The 19,037-nt window shown below is 73.3% G+C and carries 17 protein-coding genes; 13 read left to right on the top strand and 4 right to left on the bottom strand.

Going from position 1 to position 19,037, the window contains the following annotated elements:
- The first annotated feature begins 160 nt into the window (after positions 1-160).
- The 7 genes from ABH931_RS35860 to ABH931_RS35830 all read left to right on the top strand — a co-directional run bounded on the left by ABH931_RS35860 (position 161) and on the right by ABH931_RS35830 (position 9,192).
- Positions 161-529 carry a holo-ACP synthase gene (locus ABH931_RS35860; RefSeq protein WP_370123171.1) on the top strand — a complete coding sequence of 123 codons (369 nt, stop codon included), beginning with the start codon at positions 161-163 and terminating at the stop codon, positions 527-529.
- 15 nt (positions 530-544) lie between these two features.
- Positions 545-2,125, top strand: a complete 1,581-nt coding sequence (locus tag ABH931_RS35855; RefSeq protein ID WP_370123168.1) for an NAD(P)H-hydrate dehydratase — start codon at positions 545-547, stop codon at positions 2,123-2,125.
- A gap of 244 nt (positions 2,126-2,369) precedes the next feature.
- Positions 2,370-2,867, top strand: coding sequence for a L,D-transpeptidase (locus ABH931_RS35850; protein ID WP_370123165.1), 498 nt, complete (start codon positions 2,370-2,372; stop codon positions 2,865-2,867).
- A gap of 89 nt (positions 2,868-2,956) precedes the next feature.
- Positions 2,957-4,114, top strand: coding sequence for an alanine racemase (alr, locus tag ABH931_RS35845; RefSeq protein ID WP_370123162.1), 1,158 nt, complete (start codon positions 2,957-2,959; stop codon positions 4,112-4,114).
- Positions 4,115-4,836: 722 nt separating this feature from the next.
- Entirely contained in the window at positions 4,837-6,039 is a 1,203-nt protein-coding gene (locus ABH931_RS35840) for an alpha/beta fold hydrolase (protein ID WP_370123174.1), read from the top strand.
- 106 nt (positions 6,040-6,145) lie between these two features.
- A complete protein-coding gene (tsaE, locus tag ABH931_RS35835; protein WP_370123159.1) occupies positions 6,146-6,679 on the top strand; it encodes a tRNA (adenosine(37)-N6)-threonylcarbamoyltransferase complex ATPase subunit type 1 TsaE in 534 nt (177 codons plus the stop codon).
- Between the two features lie 539 nt (positions 6,680-7,218).
- Positions 7,219-9,192, top strand: coding sequence for a protease pro-enzyme activation domain-containing protein (locus tag ABH931_RS35830; protein ID WP_370123156.1), 1,974 nt, complete (start codon positions 7,219-7,221; stop codon positions 9,190-9,192).
- A 78-nt stretch (positions 9,193-9,270) separates the two neighbouring features.
- Here the strand turns inward: ABH931_RS35830 and ABH931_RS35825 are convergent, their stop codons facing one another.
- Complete coding sequence (locus ABH931_RS35825; RefSeq protein WP_370123155.1) at positions 9,271-9,843, bottom strand: L,D-transpeptidase; 573 nt, start codon at positions 9,841-9,843, stop codon at positions 9,271-9,273.
- Positions 9,844-10,529: 686 nt separating this feature from the next.
- On the opposite strand from ABH931_RS35825, the gene tsaB reads away from it, so the two are divergent.
- From tsaB to tsaD, 3 genes are read left to right on the top strand one after another with little or no spacing between them, the layout of a single operon-like run.
- Positions 10,530-11,210 carry a tRNA (adenosine(37)-N6)-threonylcarbamoyltransferase complex dimerization subunit type 1 TsaB gene (gene tsaB, locus ABH931_RS35820; RefSeq protein WP_370123153.1) on the top strand — a complete coding sequence of 227 codons (681 nt, stop codon included), beginning with the start codon at positions 10,530-10,532 and terminating at the stop codon, positions 11,208-11,210.
- The gene (gene rimI / locus ABH931_RS35815; protein WP_370123151.1) at positions 11,207-11,752 is read left to right on the top strand and encodes a ribosomal protein S18-alanine N-acetyltransferase; all 546 of its coding nucleotides are present in this window, start codon (positions 11,207-11,209) and stop codon (positions 11,750-11,752) included. The genes tsaB and rimI overlap by 4 nt, the downstream gene beginning before the upstream one ends.
- Positions 11,742-12,818: a tRNA (adenosine(37)-N6)-threonylcarbamoyltransferase complex transferase subunit TsaD gene (tsaD, locus tag ABH931_RS35810; RefSeq protein ID WP_370123148.1), complete on the top strand. Its 1,077-nt coding sequence runs from the start codon at positions 11,742-11,744 to the stop codon at positions 12,816-12,818. The genes rimI and tsaD overlap by 11 nt, the downstream gene beginning before the upstream one ends.
- A gap of 147 nt (positions 12,819-12,965) precedes the next feature.
- Here the strand turns inward: tsaD and ABH931_RS35805 are convergent, their stop codons facing one another.
- Positions 12,966-14,144: a methyltransferase domain-containing protein gene (locus ABH931_RS35805; protein ID WP_370123145.1), complete on the bottom strand. Its 1,179-nt coding sequence runs from the start codon at positions 14,142-14,144 to the stop codon at positions 12,966-12,968.
- 227 nt (positions 14,145-14,371) lie between these two features.
- Here ABH931_RS35805 and groES point away from each other — a divergent pair, with 227 nt between their 5' ends.
- Positions 14,372-14,680 (top strand): co-chaperone GroES, encoded by a 309-nt coding sequence (gene groES, locus ABH931_RS35800; RefSeq protein WP_042451831.1) that lies wholly within the window; start codon positions 14,372-14,374, stop codon positions 14,678-14,680.
- 108 nt (positions 14,681-14,788) lie between these two features.
- Entirely contained in the window at positions 14,789-16,423 is a 1,635-nt protein-coding gene (gene groL / locus ABH931_RS35795) for a chaperonin GroEL (protein WP_370123143.1), read from the top strand.
- Positions 16,424-16,486: 63 nt separating this feature from the next.
- Here the strand turns inward: groL and ABH931_RS35790 are convergent, their stop codons facing one another.
- Entirely contained in the window at positions 16,487-17,137 is a 651-nt protein-coding gene (locus ABH931_RS35790) for an MOSC domain-containing protein (protein ID WP_370123141.1), read from the bottom strand.
- Positions 17,138-17,319: 182 nt separating this feature from the next.
- On the opposite strand from ABH931_RS35790, the gene ABH931_RS35785 reads away from it, so the two are divergent.
- A complete protein-coding gene (locus ABH931_RS35785; RefSeq protein WP_370123138.1) occupies positions 17,320-18,228 on the top strand; it encodes a LysR family transcriptional regulator in 909 nt (302 codons plus the stop codon).
- 103 nt (positions 18,229-18,331) lie between these two features.
- Here the strand turns inward: ABH931_RS35785 and ABH931_RS35780 are convergent, their stop codons facing one another.
- Entirely contained in the window at positions 18,332-18,649 is a 318-nt protein-coding gene (locus tag ABH931_RS35780) for a WhiB family transcriptional regulator (protein WP_042365498.1), read from the bottom strand.
- Positions 18,650-19,037: the final 388 nt, after the last annotated feature.

Raw genomic sequence — 19,037 nt, 5'->3', positions numbered from 1 at the left:
GCCGGCGCGCGGCCCCCGCCACGGGCCCCCGTGGGGCCCCCCCCCCCCACCCGGCCAATGTGGGGGCGGGTCGTGTACCCCGCCCCTGGGCCCACCGCTCAGGGGGGGGGGCCCGCCCGCGCCCCGCGCCCGCACCCTTCTGTTCTTCCGGGAGCCCTTGATGATCATCGGAGTCGGCATCGACGTCGCGGAGATCAGCCGCTTCGAGGAGGCGCTGCAGCGCACTCCCGCGATGGCCGACCGCCTCTTCACGGCGGACGAGCTGCTGCTGCCCAGCGGTGAACGCCGCGGCATCGCCTCGCTCGCGGCCCGCTTCGCGGCGAAGGAGGCCGTGGCCAAGGCCCTGGGCGCGCCCGGCAACCTGGAGTGGACCGACGCCGAGGTCCGCACCGAGTCCACCGGCCGTCCGGTGCTGACCGTGCGCGGCACGGTCGCGGCGTGCGCGGCGCGGCTGGGCGTGAGGACGTGGCATCTCTCGCTGAGCCACGACGCGGGCGTAGCGTCGGCGGTGGTGATCGCCGAGGGGTGAGAGGGGCCGAAGGCCATGCGTCGAGCACATGCGGTGGAGTGGGTCCGGGCGGCCGAGGGCGAGCTGATGGCCCGTCTGCCCGAGGGCACGCTGATGCAGCGCGCGGCGGCGGGCCTCGCGGCCACGTGCGCACAGCTGCTGCGTGACGGGGCGCCCGGACGCGTCTACGCGAGCCGGGTGCTGGTGCTGGCCGGCAGCGGCGACAACGGCGGTGACGCGCTGTACGCGGGCGCGCGGCTGGCGCGCCGGGGCGCGCGGGTGCGGGCGGCGCTGCTCGCACCGGACCGCGTCCATCAGGGCGGGCTCACCGCACTGCTCGCGGCGGGCGGCCGGGTCACGTCCGATCTCGCGGAGGCGGAGGGCGCGGACCTGGTCCTGGACGGCATCGTCGGCATCGGCGGCCGCGGCCCGCTGCGGGAAGCGGCACTGCCGTGGGTGCGCGCGGCGGAGTCCGGGTCGTCGACGGTGGTCGCGGTGGACCTGCCCAGCGGCGTCGACCCGGACACCGGCGCCGTCCCCGGCGCGGTGGTCCGCGCGGACGTGACGGTCACCTTCGGCACCCACAAGCCGGGCCTGCTGGTCGACCCGGGCGCGTCCTGCGCGGGCGTGGTCCGGCTGGTCGACATCGGCCTGGCCGAGGTCCGCGCGAGCGTCGTGGCGCGCGCCGCCGCCGCACCCGCCGACGCCTCCGGCGCGGTGCCGGTCCGCCCGGCCGTCCCCGGCGCGGCGCGGTGGCGGTGGTCGGGGGAGGGGCCCGTACCGCTCGGCGGGCACGTCGTGGAGGCGTTGCAGCGCGAGGACGTCGCGGCGCTGTTGCCCGTGCCCGGCGTGGAGAGCGACAAGTACCGGCGCGGGGTCGTCGGTGTCGCGGCGGGTTCCGCCCGCTACCCCGGGGCGGCGGTGCTCGCCGTGGGCGCGGCGCTGCACGGCGGGGTCGGCGCCGTCCGGTACGCGGGCGCGGCGGCGCGCGAGGTGGTGCGCGCGCACCCCGAGGCGCTGGTCGGCGAGGGCGGTCCGAAGGACGCCGGGCGGGTGCAGGCGTGGGTGGTCGGCCCCGGGCTCTCCCAGGACGCCGAGGCCGAACGCGCCGTCGAGGAGGCGCTGGACGCCGGCGTCCCCCTGCTCGTCGACGCGGACGGCCTGCGGCTGCTGGCCCGCCGCGGCGCCGCCCCCGCGCACACTTTGCTGACCCCGCACGCGGGGGAGGCGGTCGCCCTCCTCGCCGGGATCGGCGTCACCGCCACCCGGGAGGAGGTCGAGGGCGAACGCCTCCGCTTCGCGCGCGAACTCGCGCGCGGCTACGGCTGCACGGTGCTGCTCAAGGGCAGCACCACCGTCGTCACCGGACCGTCAGGCCCGGCCAGGATCAACCCCACCGGCACCTCGCAGCTCGCCACGGCCGGCAGCGGCGACGTCCTCTCCGGCCTGGCCGGCGCCCTCCTGGCCTGCGGCCTGCGCCCCTTCGACGCCGCCTCGGTCGCCGCCTACCTGCACGGCCTGGCCGGCCGCCTCGCCTCCGCCGCCGGCGCGCCCATCACCGCGAGCGGCATCACCGCCGCCCTCCCGGAGGCCTGGCGCCGGACCTTGGCTCGATAGGGCCGGTTGCAACTCCCCAGGGGCGCGAGGAACTGCGCGACAACCCACCCAGGTCGGTCGGATCCCGGGCGAGCAGGGCCATCCGCCCCGGGCGGGTTCCTCGCGCAGAACCCCGCGCCCCTGGGGCGGCTTCGCCGCTTCTGGTGGTGCAAGTGGCTGCGCGCTGCAACCATTCGCTCATGAGAGTGGTCTTCATCACGGAGGTCACTTTGGAATCCGCCATCGGCGGGAAAGCAGGAGCGAATTGAAGCGTTTGAGGGCGCGGGTGGCGGCCGTCGCGCTGGCGACGGCCGGGTTGCTCGGTGGGGTGGGCGCCGTAGGCGCGGGGCAGGCGGACGCGGTGACGCAGGCGCGCTGGTCACCGACGCACTGCCTGACCAACGTGGGCCGCGTGGCCTGCGTGGACCTGACCCACCAGAGGTTCTGGATCCAGGACGGCAGCAAGATCATATTTGGCCCGGTCAAGGTCCGCACCGGCCGCGCGGGCTACGTCACCCGCGACGGCCTGTTCCACATCTACAGCCGCCAGCGCAACCACTGGTCCACGCTGTACAACGTCGAGATGCCGTACAGCCAGTTCTTCTCCGGCGGTGAGGCCCTGCACGCGGTCTTCATCCCGATCTCCACCCCGCCGGGCTCGCACGGCTGCGTCAACATGACCATGCACGACGCCGCCACCGCCTGGAACCTGCTGAAACTCGGCTCCCCGGTCGACGTCTACGGCCGCAAGCCCGGCACCTGATCGACCGGCGCCACCCTGTTCGACGCGCACGCTGTGGCGCCCGTCACGTTTGGACGGGCGCCCTCGTGCTTCTGGGAGACTGTCACCCGATGGACACTGCACAGCGAGCCGAAGCCCTGATCGACCTGGCGGCGCTGCGCGGCAACCTTGCCGCGCTGCGCGAGCGCACCCGGCGCACGGGGTCGGCCCAGATCATGTCCGTGGTGAAGGCGGACGCCTACGGCCACGGCGCGGTGCCGTGTGCCCGCGCGGCGCTTGCCGCGGGCGTGCGGTGGCTCGGCACGGCCACACCGGAGGAGGCTCTCGCGCTGCGTGCTGCCGGGATCGGGCCGGAGCAGGCCCGCGTGCTGTGCTGGCTGTGGACGCCCGGCAGCCCCTGGCGCGACGCCGTCGCGCAGGACCTCGACATCTCCGTCAGCGGCCGGTGGGCCCTGCCGCACCTGCTGGACGCGGTGCGCGCCACCGGCCGTCCGGCCCGCGTGCAGCTGAAGGCCGACACCGGTCTCGGCCGCAACGGCGCCCAGCCCGCCGACTGGCCCGAGCTCGTCGCCGCCGCGCGCGCCGCCGAGACGGACGGCCTGATCTCCGTCACCGGCGTCTGGTCGCACTTCGCCTGCGCGGACGAGCCGGGACACCCCTCCATCGCCGCCCAGCTGGACGCCTTCCGCGAGGCCCTCGCCGTCGCCGAGGCCGCCGGGCTGCGCCCGGAGGTGCGGCACATCGCCAACTCCCCGGCGACGCTCACGCTCCCGGAGTCGCACTTCGACCTGGTCCGTACCGGGCTCGCCCAGTACGGGCTCTCGCCCGTGCCGGAGGTCGGCTCGCCCGCGGACTTCGGCCTGCGGCCGGTGATGACGCTCCAGGCCCGGGTCGCCAACGTCAAGCGGGTCCCCGCCGGGCACGGCGTCTCCTACGGCCACACCTACACCACTCCCGGCGAGACCACGCTGGCGCTCGTTCCGGTCGGCTACGCGGACGGGATCCCGCGCCACGCCAGCGGCACCGGACCGGTCTGGCTCGCGGACAAGTGGCGCACGGTCGCCGGCCGCGTCGCGATGGACCAGTTCATCGTCGACCTCGGCGGCGACGCGGCCGAGGTCGGGGACCTCGCGGTGCTGTTCGGCCCTGGCGACCGCGGCGAGCCGACGGCCGAGGACTGGGCCCGCGCGGCCGGGACGATCTCGTACGAGATCGTCACCCGGATCGGCGCGCGCGTTCCGCGCAGGTATCTGGGCGCGAGCGACTGATGGCCGAGGAGGGCGGCGGCTCCGGGCTTGTCGCGGGAGCGGGCGACGTGGTCCGTCAGGTCCGCGACGCGGCCGGATCCGTCGTCGGCGACGTGGCCGCGGGGCGCTGGCGCCGCGCGGGCATCGTCGGCGTCTCCCTCGGCGTGGTCGCTGCGGGCGCGGCGGCGGGCGTCGCCATCGAGCGCCTCTCCGTCGGCCGCGAGATGCGCCGCCGCGCGGAGGCCGAACTCGACGCGGCCGCCGCCTTCGGCTCCCTGCGGGGCACCCCCCTCCACGTCACCGCCCCGGACGGCACCGACCTCTACGCCGAACTCGACGGCACGGGCTGGGCCGGCACCCAGTCCGCCATCGCCCGCGAGGCCACCGCCCGCGCATCGGAAGCCACCGCGCCGCAGGCGCCTGGCCGCGCCGCGCCTTCCGCGCGCGACGTGGCCGCCGCACGGGGTGGAACGCCGGCAACCGACGGCTCCGCCGCGCCGCAGGCGTCAGCCGGTGCGGGGCACGCCGCCGCGGCCGCGCCGCCGTTCGCGCCTTCGGCGCGCGAGGTGGCCTCCGCACACCGGGGTGAAGCCGGGACAGCCGACGGCTCCGCCGTGCCGCAGGCACCGGCCGGTGCGGGGCACGCCGCCGCGGCCGCGCCGCAGGGGTCTGGCCGGGCCGCGCCTTCGGCGCGCGACGTGGCCGCCGCACGGGGTGGAACGCCGGCAACCGACGGCTCCGCCGTGTCGCAGGCACCGGCCGGTGCCGCAGCCGCGCCGCAGGCGCCTGGCCGCGCCGCGCCTTCGGCGCGGGACGGGGCGGCCGCACGCCGGGGTGAATCCCGGGCCGGCGACGGACTCGCCGCGCCTTCGGTGCGGGGGGCGGTGCGGGGTCAGGGCGGCTCGGTTGAGCCACCGGGTGCCGGCCGGTCCCGTCGGCTGCGCGGGTGGTTGGGGCGGCGCCGCGGTGGAGCCGCCGAGCCGCAGCCGGGGCCGCTCGGCGGGGTGCTGGCCGGGGTCGGGACGTGGCTGGGGGCCGCGCCGACGCCGCCGCTCACCGTCGTGTTCGTGCACGGGTACTGCCTGAACCAGGACAGCTGGCACTTCCAGCGCGAGGCATTCCGGGACGGCCTGCGGCTGGTCTTCTACGACCAGCGCAGCCACGGCCGGTCCGAGCGCTCGCGCAGCTACCTCGCCGGGGAGCCCGCCTCCATCGACCAGCTCGGCGCCGACCTCGGCGCCGTCATCGACGCAGTCGCGCCCACCGGCCCGCTGGTGCTGGTGGGGCACTCGATGGGCGGCATGACCGTGATGGCGCTCGCCGACCAGCGGCCGGAGCTGTTCGCCGAGCGGGTCGCCGGCGTCGCGCTGCTCGGCACCACCGCGGGCAACTGGCGGGACGTCACCCTCGGTCTGCCGGGCGTCGGCGCCAAGGTGTTCCACCGGGTCGGCCCCGGGGTCATCAAGGCACTGGGCCGTCAGGCGGGTCTGGTCGAGCGCGGCCGGCGCCTCAGCAGCGAGCTGACCTCCGCCGTCTACCACCGGTTCTCCTTCGGCACCGACGACGTCGACCCGGCCCGCGCCCGCTTCGCGCAGCAGCTGCTGGAAGCGACGCCGGTGGACGTGGTGGCCGAGTTCTTCCCGGCCTTCCCCGCCCACGACAAGACCGAGGCGCTCGCCGTCCTGCGGGACCTGCCGACGCTCGTGCTCGCGGGGGACCAGGACCTGCTCACCCCGCCCACGCACAGCGAGGCCATCGCCGCCCGGCTGCCCGACGCCGAGCTGGAGATCCTGCCCGACACCGGGCACCTGCTCATGCTGGAACGTCCGGAGGTGGTCAACGCCCGGCTGGCGCGGCTGCTGGAGCGCGCCGCCGCGTACTGCGGCGCCGCCCTGCCGCCGCCCGTCCACGCGCTGGCCCAGCCCGTCGACCCGCGGCACGGCTGAGCCGCACGCCCGATCCACACCCCGCGACGCCACCGCACCCCGCAACTGATCCACCCCCCGCAACGCCACCGCAGAACCCCGCTCCACGGAAGGACCGCCGATCGCCATGGGCAACGCCGCCACCCTCACCGTCCCGGACCCGGCCGCGATGCAGGAGCTCGGCCGCACGCTCGCCACCGTGCTGCGCCCGGGTGACCTGGTGCTGCTCTCCGGCGAGCTGGGCGCGGGCAAGACGACGCTGACGCGGGGTCTGGGCGAGGGCCTGGGTGTGCGGGGGGCGGTCACCTCACCGACCTTCGTCATCGCCCGGGTGCATCCCTCGCTGGTCGGCGGTCCGGCCCTGGTCCACGTGGACGCCTACCGGCTGGGCGGCGGGCTGGACCAGATGGAGGACCTCGACCTCGACGTCTCGCTGCCGGAGTCGGTCGTCGTCGTCGAGTGGGGTGAGGGCAAGGTCGAGGGGCTCTCGGAGTCCCGGCTGGAGGTGCGGATCGACCGGGCGCTGGGCGACGAGGTGTCCCTCTCGCTGGAGCAGGACCTGAACCCGGACATCCCGGACGAGCGCACGGTCACTTTGGACGGGATCGGCCCGCGTTGGGCCGGTGTCGACCTCGGCGCGCTTGCCGCCGCCCGCGCCTGAACCGCGCCCGGGACATCCTCCCAGGGGGTGAAGGCCCGCCGGTGGGCGGTTGTGTTCCCGACGCGCTGTCGGGAAGATGGCTGCAGTTCCGACTGCACTTCTGGTCAGGCACCGCCCTGCCCTGCGCCGACACGACACCCCTCGGGGAGATCGCATGCCCGGCACGACCCCTTCCGTCCGTCACGTCACCGATGCCCGGGATGTCCCGTTCCGGCATGAGGCGGCCGCCCAGCAGGAGGCGCCGGCACCCGAAGTGACGGTGGCTCGGCTGCTCGCCTGCCACGCCTCCGTCGCGGCGGTCTCGCATCCTCCTGAGTGACGTGGTGTCAGAATCCTTTTGAGCAGGGAATCACGGCAAAGGGATTTGTCGACTCGTGCCGAAACCGTTGCGCTTCGTAAAATTTCAGCCTGTCACCACGCCGCTGAGTAACACACCACCTCGCACTCTTGACCGACGGTTCATTCCCCGGTTCGATTCCCCCTATCACCACAGGGGGAATGCGAAGCCCACTGTTCATGCGGCCCGGGGAGGGGCGTTAATGCACATCAGGGGAGTCAATCGGCGTGCCGGCGTAGCACTGGCGGCGACACTGCCGCTGCTCGCCGCCGCTGTCGCGGCCGGAGCACCCGCCATCGCTGCGTCGCCTGCAGGCCACGTTGTCGCAGGCGGCAAGCCGGCGTGGACCGCGGCTGCTGTCGACCGCGGTCAGACCGCGGCCGGCAACGCCGTCACCGCGCGCGTCTATCTGTCGGGCGACCAGGCGGGTCTGGCGTCGTTCGCCGCCTCGGTCTCCGACCCGACCAGCGCGGCCTACGGCCACTACCTGAGCGCCGCTCAGGTCAAGCAGCAGTTCGGCGCCACCAAGGCGCAGATCGACAAGGTCGTCGCCTGGCTCAAGGGCGCCGGCTTCCGCACCTCGGTCGACCCGGACGGCAACTACGTCGCCATCACCGGTGACGCCGCCACCGTCCAGTCGGCCTTCGGCGTCAAGCTGCACGACTTCGCCGTCTCCGGCCACGTCTACCGCGCCCCGACCGGTTCGCCGGTCGTGCCGGCGGACATCGCCGCGAGCGTCGTCGCCGTGTCCGGCCTCAGCAACAAGCCGACCATCATGACGCACGACGACACGCTGCCCGGCCCCGGCGCCGCGTTCGTCAACGCCGGTCCGTTCTCCAGCTACTACGGCTCGAACGCGGCCAAGTCCCTGCCCAAGGCCTACGGCAAGACCGTGCCGTACGTCGTCAAGGGCTACAACGGCCACCAGCTGCGCGCCGCCTACGGTGCCGCGGCCAGCGGCAAGACCGGCGCGGGCGTCACGGTCGCGATCGTCGACGCGTACGACTCGCCGACCATCAACAGCGACATCCGCAACTACGCCCACCGCAACGGTGACGCGGCGTACAAGGCGGGCCAGTTCAAGCAGTACGACGCGGCCACCTGGACCAACACCGGTGACCCGTCCCAGGCCAACCCCAACGGCTGTGGCGCGTCGGGCTGGTACGGCGAGCAGACGCTCGACATCGAGGCGGTCCACGCGGTCGCCCCGGCGGCGAACATCCACTACGTCGGCGCGGCCTCCTGCCAGGACGCGGACTTCATCTCCGCGCTCAGCTTCATCGTGGACCACCACACCGCCAGCCTCGTCTCCGACTCCTGGGGTTCCCCGGAGAACCAGAGCGACCCGGCGAACGACGCGGTCTACAACAACGTGTTCATGAAGGGCGCGGCCGAGGGCATCGGCTTCTACTTCTCCTCCGGTGACAACGGCGACGAGGTCGCCAACACCGGTACGAGGCAGAGCGACATGCCGGCCTCCCTGCCGTGGGTCACCGCGGTGGGCGGCACCTCGCTGGCCGTCGGCAAGAAGAACAACTACGAGTTCGAGACGGGCTGGGGCACCGGCAAGTCCGCGCTCTCCACCGACGGCAAGAGCTGGACCGGCTTCCCCGGCGCCTTCCACGGCGGTGCGGGCGGCGGCACCAGCGCGCGCGTCGCGCAGCCGTGGTTCCAGCGCGGCATCGTCTCCTCGGCGCTGGCGCACGCCAACGGCAACAAGTCCGCGATGCGCGTCGTTCCTGACGTGGCGGCTGTCGCCGACCCGAACACCGGCTTCCTGGTCGGGCAGACCCAGACCTGGCCGAACGGCACGGTCAAGTACGGCGAGTACCGCATCGGCGGCACCAGCCTGGCCTCCCCGGTCTTCACGGCCATCCAGGCGCTGGCGCAGCAGGAGCAGGGCTTCCCGCTCGGCTTCGCCGACCCGGCGATCTACGCCCGCCACGGTCTGCTCCACGACGTGACGGACCACCCGTTCGGCCCGAAGGTCGGCCTGGCGGACGCCCGCGTCGACTTCGCGAACAGCGTCGACGCGAGCAACGGCCTCGTCGTCTCGGTCCGCACCCTGGGCCAGGACTCCTCGCTGAGCGCCACGAAGGGCTACGACGACGTCACCGGCGTCGGCAGCCCGTCGCTGTCGTACATCGAGTCCTACAACTGGCGCCACTTCCGGTGATGATCTGATCACCTGCTGAACGAACGGGCCCCTCACGCCGACGGCGTGAGGGGCCCGCTTCCGTTGTGCCCGTCGGGCTCACGCCACGACGACGACCTTGGTGTCGAACGGCGCGAAGTCGAACAGGGCCTGGCCGTCGGCGACGGTCTCGCGGATACCGCCGGTCTTCTTGTTCGCGTCCGGCACCGGGGTGCTGCCGTCGACCGCCGAGCTGAACCCGATGAAGATGCCCTCGCGGGTGGTGAACCGCACGATGTTCTTCACCTGCTTGCCGTCCGATCCGGGGGTCGGGCCCGCGGTGGTGCTCGTCACCGCGTAGCTGCCGGGTGCCGGGTCGACCGTGCCCGGCTGCACGGTGAAGGTGCGCGTCTGGCCCGACTGGCCCGGGTCGACCAGCCAGACCCGCTTCTGGCTCACGGAGTACACCACGCGCTTGCCGGTGCCGGAGTCCTTCGGCACCGCGACGGGCTTCGCCGGGATCGCCTTGGTCCCCGCCGTGCTGCTCGCCGAGACGCCGGGCGCCTTGGCGCCCGCACCGGAGGCGGTCGTCGTCGACGCCGAGCTCTTGGCCTGCACGGCGAGCACGGCCACGACGGCGAGTGCGCCGGCGGTCAGCACGGTGACGACCGAGCCCGAACCGAGTTTCGCCACGGAATCCTCCATCGGAGCGGCAAGCAGCAGTGGCCTAAGCCTCTCATCCTTCCACCTGACCGCAGCCCAAGGCAGGGCGGCACCGGGCCACAGGGCGATCCGAGAAAGCGCGGCAGGAGGGGCCGGGCGCCGCGACGCCCGGCCCCTCGCCCGGCCTTCGTCCGCTCCCGTCCGGGCAGAGCCGCTCCGCGGACTTGGCCCGCCCGGCCTTCGTCCGCTCCCGTCCGGGCAGAGCCGCTCCGCGGACTTGGCCCGCCCGGCCTTCGTCCGCTCCGTCCGGGCACAGCCGCTCCGCGGACTTGGCCCGCGCAGCCCCTCGCCTGGCCTTCGTCCGCTCCGTCCGGGCACAGCCGCTCCGCGGACTTGGCCCGCGCAGCCCCTCGCCTGGCCTTCGTCCGCTCCGTCCGGGCACAGCCGCTCCGCGGACTTGGCCCGCGCAGCCCCTCGCCTGGCCTTCGTCCGCTCCGTCCGGGCAGAGCCGCTCCGCGGACTTGGCCCGCGCAGCCCCTCGCCGCGCCTTCGTCCGCTCCCGTCCGGGCACAGCCGCTCCGCGGACTTGGCCCGCGCAGCCCCTCGCCGCGCCTTCGTCCGCTCCCGTCCGGGCACAGCCGCTCCGCGGGCAGAGCCGGTCCGCGGCGGGTGCTCCTCCCGCCACCCCCTCCGGCCGGACCCTCTAACCTGGGACCGTGCTTCTGCTTGCGTTCGACACCGCCACGCCCGCCGTCACGGCCGCCGTCCTCGACACGACGACCGGGGAGGTCCTGGCGTCCGCCGACCAGATCGACGCCCGACGGCACGGGGAGCTGCTGCTGCCCACGATCGAGGCGGTGCTGCGGGAGGCCGGCGTCCCCAAGGAGCGCCTCGGTGCGATCGCCGTCGGTGTCGGCCCCGGCCCCTACACCGGCCTGCGCGTGGGCCTGGCCACCGCCGCCGCCCTCGGCCACGCCCTCGGCATCCCCGTGCACGGCGTCGGCACCCTCGACGGCATCGCCCGCGCCGCCCGCGACGCGGGCGCCGTCAGCGGGCCGTTCGTGGTGGCCACGGACGCGCGCCGCAAGGAGGTCTACTGGGCCCGCTACGACGCCGACGGCGTCCGCGTCGAGGGCCCGGCCGTGGACCGCCCCGCGGACATCGCCGAGAAGGTCGCCGGCCTTCCGGCCGTCGGCGCCGGGGTGCTGCTCTACTCCGAGACCTTCCCCGGTGCGGTCCAGGACGCCCCCGCCCACCAGTCCGCCGCCGCCCTCGCCGCGGTCGCCGCCGACGCGCTCGCGTCCGGCGCCGAGCTGCCCTCCCCGGGCACGCCGCTCTACCTGCGCCGCCCGGACGCCGAGGTGCCGAAGAACTACAAGACGGTGCTGCCGTCATGACGGACCTGACGGACCTCTCCGTGGGCCCGGTGCGCTCCGGGGTGTCCGTGCGCGAGATGCGCTGGTGGGACATCGCACCGGTGCTGGAGCTGGAACGCGAACTCTTCCCCGAGGACGCCTGGTCCGCCGGGATGTTCTGGTCCGAGCTCGCCGACTCCCGGCATGCCGGGGCCACCCGCTGGTACACCGTCGCCGAGGACGCCGACGGCCGCGTCGTCGGCTACGCGGGCCTGATGGCCATCTCCGGCGAGGGGGACGTGCAGACCATCGCCGTCGCCCAGGACCAGTGGGGCACCGGCCTCGGCGCCCGCCTGCTGCAACGCCTGCTCGACCAGGCCGAGGCCGCCCGCTGCACCGAGCTGCTGCTGGAGGTGCGCGTCGACAACGAGCGCGCCCAGCGCCTCTACGCCCGCTTCGGCTTCGAGCCGGTCGGCTTCCGCCGCAACTACTACCAACCGTCCGGCGTCGACGCCCTGGTGATGCGCCGCACGATGTCCGACGGTCCGATGACACATGAGGGAAGCACTGACGATGGCCGCTGACGAACCGCTGGTCCTCGGGATCGAGACCTCCTGCGACGAGACCGGTGTCGGTATCGTCCGGGGCACCACGCTGCTCGCCGACGCCGTCGCCTCCAGCGTCGAGGAGCACGGCCGCTACGGCGGCGTCGTCCCCGAGATCGCCAGCCGCGCGCACCTGGAGGCCATGGTGCCGACCGTGCAGCGGGCGCTGGACGAGGCCGGGATCAAGGCGAGCGACCTCGACGGCATCGCCGTCACCGCCGGGCCCGGTCTCGCGGGCGCGCTGCTGGTCGGCGTCAGCGCCGCCAAGGCCTACGCCTACGCGCTCGGCAAGCCCCTCTACGGCGTCAACCACCTGGCCTCGCACATCTGCGTGGACCAGCTGGAGCACGGTCGGCTGCCCTCGCCGACGATGGCGCTGCTGGTCTCCGGCGGCCACTCCTCGCTGCTGTTCACCGAGGACATCACCAGCGGGGTCCGCTCGCTCGGCGCCACCATCGACGACGCGGCGGGGGAGGCCTTCGACAAGGTCGCCCGGCTGCTCAACCTGGGCTTCCCCGGCGGCCCGGTGATCGACCGTTACGCCCGCGAGGGCGACCCGGCGGCCATCGCCTTCCCGCGCGGCCTCTCCGGCGCCAAGGACCCCGCCTACGACTTCTCCTTCTCCGGCCTCAAGACGGCCGTCTCACGCTGGGTCGAGGCCAAGCGCCGGGCCGGCGAGGAGGTGCCCGTCCGGGACGTCTCCGCGTCCTTCCAGGAGGCCGTCGTCGACGTGCTGACCCGCAAGGCGATCCGCGCCTGCAAGGACGAGGGCGTCGACCACCTGATGATCGGCGGCGGCGTCGCCGCCAACTCCCGTCTGCGGGCGCTGGCCCAGGAGCGCTGCGACCGCGCGGGCATCACGCTGCGCGTCCCGCGCCCCAAGCTCTGCACCGACAACGGCGCCATGGTCGCGGCGCTCGGCGCGGAGATGGTGTGGCGGGACCGGGCCCCCTCCGCGTTCGATCTCTCCGCGGATTCCTCCCTGCCGGTCACCGAGACGCACGTACCGGCGTCTCATGACGAGCTGCACCGTCTGTCGGAGTAGAGAGCACCGGGTTCGAAGAAACGAAGAAGTGGCCGGGTCGTCGCGCGTACGTGGGCGCGGCGACCGCGCGACGTTCGTGAACATGACATTCGTGAACATGGTGAAGCGGATCGAGGAGCAGGGCTTCACCGTCGCGCGGCTGGAGGACTACATCGCCCCGCCGGCGGGCTGACCCACCAACATCACCGGCGCACCGGCGGCCCGGGTCAACACGACGACCGCGGAGTTCACCCCCTCGGGCTTGATCTTCTTGCGCAGCTCCTCCGGCTCGATCGCGGAGCCGCGCTTCTTGATCACGAGCGTGCCGATGCCACGCTCGCGCACCAGCGCCTTGAGCTTCTTCAGGTTGAACGGGAGCGTGTCGGTGATCTCGTACGCGGTCGCGTAGGGGGTCGGTGCCAGCCGGTCCGTCGTCAGGTAGGCGATGGTCGGGTCGATCAGCGTGGCGTCCAGCTCCCCGGCGACCTCGGCGACCAGGTGCGCGCGGATGACGGCCCCGTCCGGCTCGTACAGGTAGCGGCGGACGGGGCCGACGGCCGGATCCGGCAGCCGTCCGCCGGTCAGGCTGTCGGCGGCCGGGAGCAACGTCGCACGGTGCGGCTGCGTGGGGCTTGTACCGAACCAGAGGGCCGCCTCCTTCACGTCCCCGCCCTCGGAGACCCACTCCGCCTCCGCGTCCGTCGGCACCGCCTCGTGGGGGATGCCGGGGGCCACCTTGATGGCCCCGACCCGGGCCTTCCTGGCGGCCTGGACGGCCCAGCTGAGCGGCGGGGCGTACGCCTCCGGGTCGAAGATCCGGCCGCGTCCTCCGCGGCGCGCAGGGTCCACGAAGACGGCGTCGTAGCCGGCCGTGTCCACGTCCACGACGTCGGCGCAGCGCGCCTCGATCAGCTCCGCCAGGCCCAGCGCCTCAGCGTTGGCCCGGGCGACCGCGTGGGCGACCGGGTCCAGGTCCACCGCCAGCACCCTGATCCCGGCGCGTGCCAGCGCGATGGCGTCCCCGCCGATCCCGGAGCACAGGTCCGCGACGGAGGCCACACCGAGTTCCCGCATCCGCCGCGCCCGCCACTCGGCGACACTCGTCCGGGTGGACTGCTCGACCCCGTTCGGCGTGAAGTACATCCGCGCCGCGTCCGCCCCGAACTTCGCCGCCGCACGGGTGCGCAGGCGCGCCTGGGCGAGGGCTGCCGAGACCAGTTCCGCGTCGTGGGTGCGGCGCAGGCGGGTCGCCAGCGCGAGCTCGTCGCCGGGGGAGTGGTCCCGCAGCTCGGCCAGCAGGTCCTGGCCCTCGGGCGTCAGCAGGGCGTGGAGATCTTCGGTGCGCACTCGTCCATTGTGACGGGAGGGGACCGACGGTTTCGCGAGGAGATGTAAGCGACGCGTTGGCACTCTGGTTGACCGAGTGCTAACCGCCGCCTACAGTCGTCGTTGGCACTCTCCACACGAGAGCGCTAAGCGTGAGACGGTACGTCCGGCACCGCGACGACGGGCTTGCCATGTCCTCACGCCCCAAGACATGTGTACCCCGGATCTCCGAAGGGGGAGGTCGGATCGTGACGACCACCAGCTCCAAGGTTGCCATCAAGCCGCTCGAGGACCGCATTGTGGTCCAGCCGCTCGACGCCGAGCAGACCACCGCCTCTGGCCTGGTCATCCCGGACACCGCGAAGGAGAAGCCCCAGGAGGGCGTCGTCCTCGCGATCGGTCCGGGTCGCTTCGAGGACGGCCAGCGTCTTCCGCTCGATGTCGCTGTCGGCGACGTCGTCCTCTACAGCAAGTACGGCGGCACCGAGGTCAAGTACCAGGGCCAGGAGTACCTGGTCCTCTCGGCCCGTGACGTGCTCGCGGTCATCGAGAAGTAAGACCTGACCAGCTGACCGCTCCGGCGGCCAAGGCAAAGTCGTGACCCGCCCCGGCACTCCGTACCACGGGGTCCGGGGCGCGGTCGTTTCGAGAGGGAACCCCTAGGCATGGCCAAGATCCTGCAGTTCGACGAGGACGCCCGCCGCTCGCTGGAGCGCGGTGTCAACAAGCTGGCCGACACCGTCAAGGTGACGATCGGCCCCAAGGGTCGCAACGTCGTCATCGACAAGAAGTTCGGCGCGCCGACCATCACCAACGACGGTGTCACCATCGCCCGCGAGGTCGAGCTGGACGACCCGTACGAGAACCTTGGCGCGCAGCTCGTCAAGGAGGTCGCCACCAAGACCAACGACATCGCGGGTGACGGCACCACCACCGCGACCGTCCTGGCCCAGGCGCTCGTCAACGAGGGTCTGCGCAACGTCACCGCCGGCGCCGGCCCGGCCGCCCTCAAGCGCGGCATCGACGCGGCCGTCAAGGCCGTCGCCGAGCACCTGCTCTCCGTCGCCCGCGAGGTCGAGGGCAAGGAGGACATCGCCGCCGTCGCCGCGCTGTCCGCCCAGGACCAGACCGTCGGCGAGCTCATCGCCGAGGCCATGGACAAGGTGGGCAAGGACGGTGTCATCACCGTCGAGGAGTCCAACACCTTCGGCCTGGAGCTCGAGTTCACCGAGGGCATGCAGTTCGACAAGGGTTACCTGTCGCCCTACATGACCACGGACCAGGAGCGCATGGAGGCCGTGCTCGAGGACCCGTACATCCTCGTGCACCAGGGCAAGATCTCCTCCATCCAGGACCTGCTCCCGCTGCTGGAGAAGATCCTTCAGGGCGGTGCCTCCAAGCCGCTGCTGATCATCGCCGAGGACGTCGAGGGCGAGGCGCTCTCCACCCTGGTCGTGAACAAGATCCGTGGCACCTTCAACGCCGTCGCCGTCAAGGCCCCCGGCTTCGGTGACCGCCGCAAGGCCATGCTGGGCGACATCGCCACGCTGACCGGCGCCACCGTCATCGCCGAGGAGGTCGGCCTCAAGCTCGACCAGGCCGGCCTGGACGTGCTCGGCTCCGCCCGCCGCGTGACCGTCTCCAAGGACGACACCACGATCGTCGACGGCGCCGGCTCCTCCGAGGAGGTCGCCGGTCGCGTCGCCCAGATCAAGGGCGAGATCGAGGGCACCGACTCCGACTGGGACCGCGAGAAGCTGCAGGAGCGCCTGGCCAAGCTGGCCGGCGGCGTCTGCGTCATCAAGGTCGGCGCGGCCACCGAGGTCGAGCTCAAGGAGAAGAAGCACCGTCTCGAGGACGCCATCTCGGCGACCCGCGCCGCGGTCGAGGAGGGCATCGTCGCCGGCGGTGGCGCCTCCCTGGTCCACGCGCAGAAGGTGCTCGACGGCGGCCTCGGCCTTTCCGGCGACGAGGCCGTGGGTGTCGCGGTCGTCCGCCGCGCCCTGGTCGAGCCGCTGCGCTGGATCGCCCAGAACGCGGGCCTCGAGGGCTACGTCATCACCACCAAGGTCGCCGAGCTCGGCGACGTCCGCGAGGGCTACAACGCCGCCACCGGCGAGTACGGCGACCTGGTCAAGGCCGGCGTCATCGACCCGGTCAAGGTGACCCGCTCCGCGCTGGAGAACGCCGCGTCCATCGCCTCCCTGCTGCTCACGACCGAGACCCTGGTCGTCGAGAAGAAGGAGGAGGAGCCGGCCGCGGCCGGTCACTCCCACGGTGGCCACGGCCACTCGCACTGAGTCTGTTCGCTGGTGAGCCGGAAGCCCGGCACCCCCTCGGGGGTGCCGGGCTTCCGGCTTCGGTCAGGCGAGGCGCTTGGCCGCCGACTCGCGATGGCTCTCCGAGAGGGCGGGCAGATCCAGCATCAGCGGGAGCACCTCCGGCGCACGGGAGTGCAGCGCGCGGAACACGTCCGCCGAGCTGACGCCGTGCTCCGGCGTGTGCACCACGGTGACCTCGTCCCCCGCGCGGATCACGCCCGGCGTGAGCACCCGCAGGTACGCGCCGGGGCGCGCGCGGTCCGTGAACGTCCTGACCCAACGCTCCTGCTCCATCCACCCTGCGAAGGTCCGGCAGGGGATGCGGGTCGCGCTCACCTCCAGCAGCAGCGTCTCGCCGATCCGCCACCGCTCCCCGATCAGCGCGTCGGAGACGCGCAGGCCGGTGATGGTCAGGTTCTCCCCGAACACCCCGTTGGGCAGCTCCCGCCCGAGCTCCTCGGCCCAGGCGTCCAGCTCCTCGCGCGCGTACGCGTACACGGCCTGGTCCACCCCGCCGTGATGCCGCACATCGCAGATGGCGTCCCCGGCCAGCCCACTCACCCCCTTGCGCTCGGTCGGCGCGGTGACCTCGACGGGCCCGTCGACGGGCTTCTTCCCGATGGCGGTGACACCGGGGTCGGAGTACACGGTCGGCTCCGGCCGCCCGACGTTGACGGAGATCAGGGTTCCCATGGGCACGAGGGTAGTTGCACCCTCCCGGGGTCCGAAGGCCCCAGGGCGCGGGGAACTGCGCGGACAACCCGCCCCAGGCACATGGCCCAGTTCGCCCGGGATCTCACTGCCTGCGGTGACTTGTCGCGCAGTTCCCCGCGCCCCTGGGAGGCGCAACCGCGTGTCCTGCCTATCCTTGCCCCGTGATCGAGGCCAGACATCTCCGCGTGCTGCGGGCCGTCGCCCGGCAGGGCAGCTTCTCCGCCGCCGCGCGCGAGCTCGGGCTGACGCAGCCCGCCATCAGTCAGCAGATGAAGGCGCTGGAGAAGTCCCTCGGCACCCCCCTCGTCGTCCGTGTCGGACGCGGCGTCGCGCTGAGCGAGGCCGGCCGGGTTCTCGCCGAGCACGCCGCAGGCGTGCTCGCGGGGCTCGCCGCGGCGGAGGACGCGGTCGCGGGCATCGCGGGGCTCCAGGCGGGCCGGGTGCGGCTGGTCTCGTTCCCGACCGCGAGCGCCACGCTCGTCCCCGCCGCCGTGGCCGCGCTCCGCGCCCAGGCGCCGGGCGTGCAGGTGTCGCTGACCGAGGCCGAACCGCCGGCCTCCGTCTCCATGCTGCGGGCCGCCGAGTGCGAACTCGTCCTCGCCTTCCGCTACCCGGGCGGCAGCGAGCCGGAGGACTGGAGCGACCTGCGGGTGACGCGGCTGCGCCGCGACCCGTTGGTGGCACTGCTCCCGCCGGACCACCCGCGCGCGGGAGAGCCGCGGCTCGGCGACCTCGCGTCGCTGAAGGCGGACCCGTGGATCGCCGGCTGCCCCCAGTGCCGCGGGCACCTGGTGGACCTGTGCGAGGCCGCGGGCTTCACGCCGCGCATCGACTTCGCGACCGACGACTACCCGGCCGTGCGGGGGCTGGTCGCCGCGGGACTGGGCGTGGCCGTGCTGCCGCGGCTCGCCCTCGCGGCGACGCGGACCGACGGGGTCGCCGTCGTCCCGCTCGCCGCGGAGGTCTCCCGGGAGATCGTCGCGCTGACCCTGCCGGACCTGGGACGGGTGCCGGCAGTCGCGCTCATGCTCGAGAAGCTGACGAGCCCGGAGAAGCTGAAGGGCCTGTAGGAGACAGGCCCTGGTCGGCGCGCCGTGAGCTCGGCGCGGATGCGGATGCGGATGTACGGATCTTGAAGAAACGTTCCGTCAGATCGATCGTGTCGCGGTCGTGTCAGTCGACGGGCAACAGCGAGAGCGGATCGAGGGTGCGGCGGCGGGCCCGCCCCAGCAGTTCCTCGCGTTCGTCCTCGGTGAGGCCGCCCCAGACCCCGTAGGGCTCACGTACCGCCAGTGCGTGCGACGCGCACTCCGCGCGCACCGGGCACCGCATGCAGACCTCCTTCGCGGACTGTTCCCGCGAGGTCCGTGCGGCTCCGCGCTCTCCTTCCGGATGGAAGAACAGAGAGCTGTCCACGCCGCGGCATGCGGCGGAGAGCTGCCAGTCCCACAGGTCTGCGTTCGGGCCAGGGAGCCGTGAGTAGTCGGCCATGGTCGTTGATCCCTTGAGTGGTGCTAGCGATTCAGTACGAACTGATGGAAATATGACTCATGCAGATCTAACGGACAAGAGGCCATCAGCGTTGCATAACGTGCCGATAACCATCAAATCCCACGAAAACGGACTAATCCACCACGTGGCGGGGAAGCGTGTCCTGCATGCGGGTGCACTCGTTGGGCCTAACGGCAAGCCCGACGAGGCGCGCGGTCGTCGCACGAGCGACGCATTTGCGCCCAAGTGCACCGCGAGGTGGATGATCCGTAGCGGGTCGGACACGTAGAGTGGTGGAGGCTGCGGCCAGGCCGTAACTCATTCGGGTGACGGTCGTTGGGAGTGCGGAGGCGGCAAACGGCACGGGCGTCGGGGAAGACGCCGGTCC

The organism is Streptacidiphilus sp. MAP12-33 (assembly GCF_041261265.1).
Lineage (GTDB): Bacteria > Actinomycetota > Actinomycetes > Streptomycetales > Streptomycetaceae > Streptacidiphilus.
Note: the sequence above shows the minus strand (reverse complement) of the source record. Positions and strands in the feature narration are given on the sequence as shown.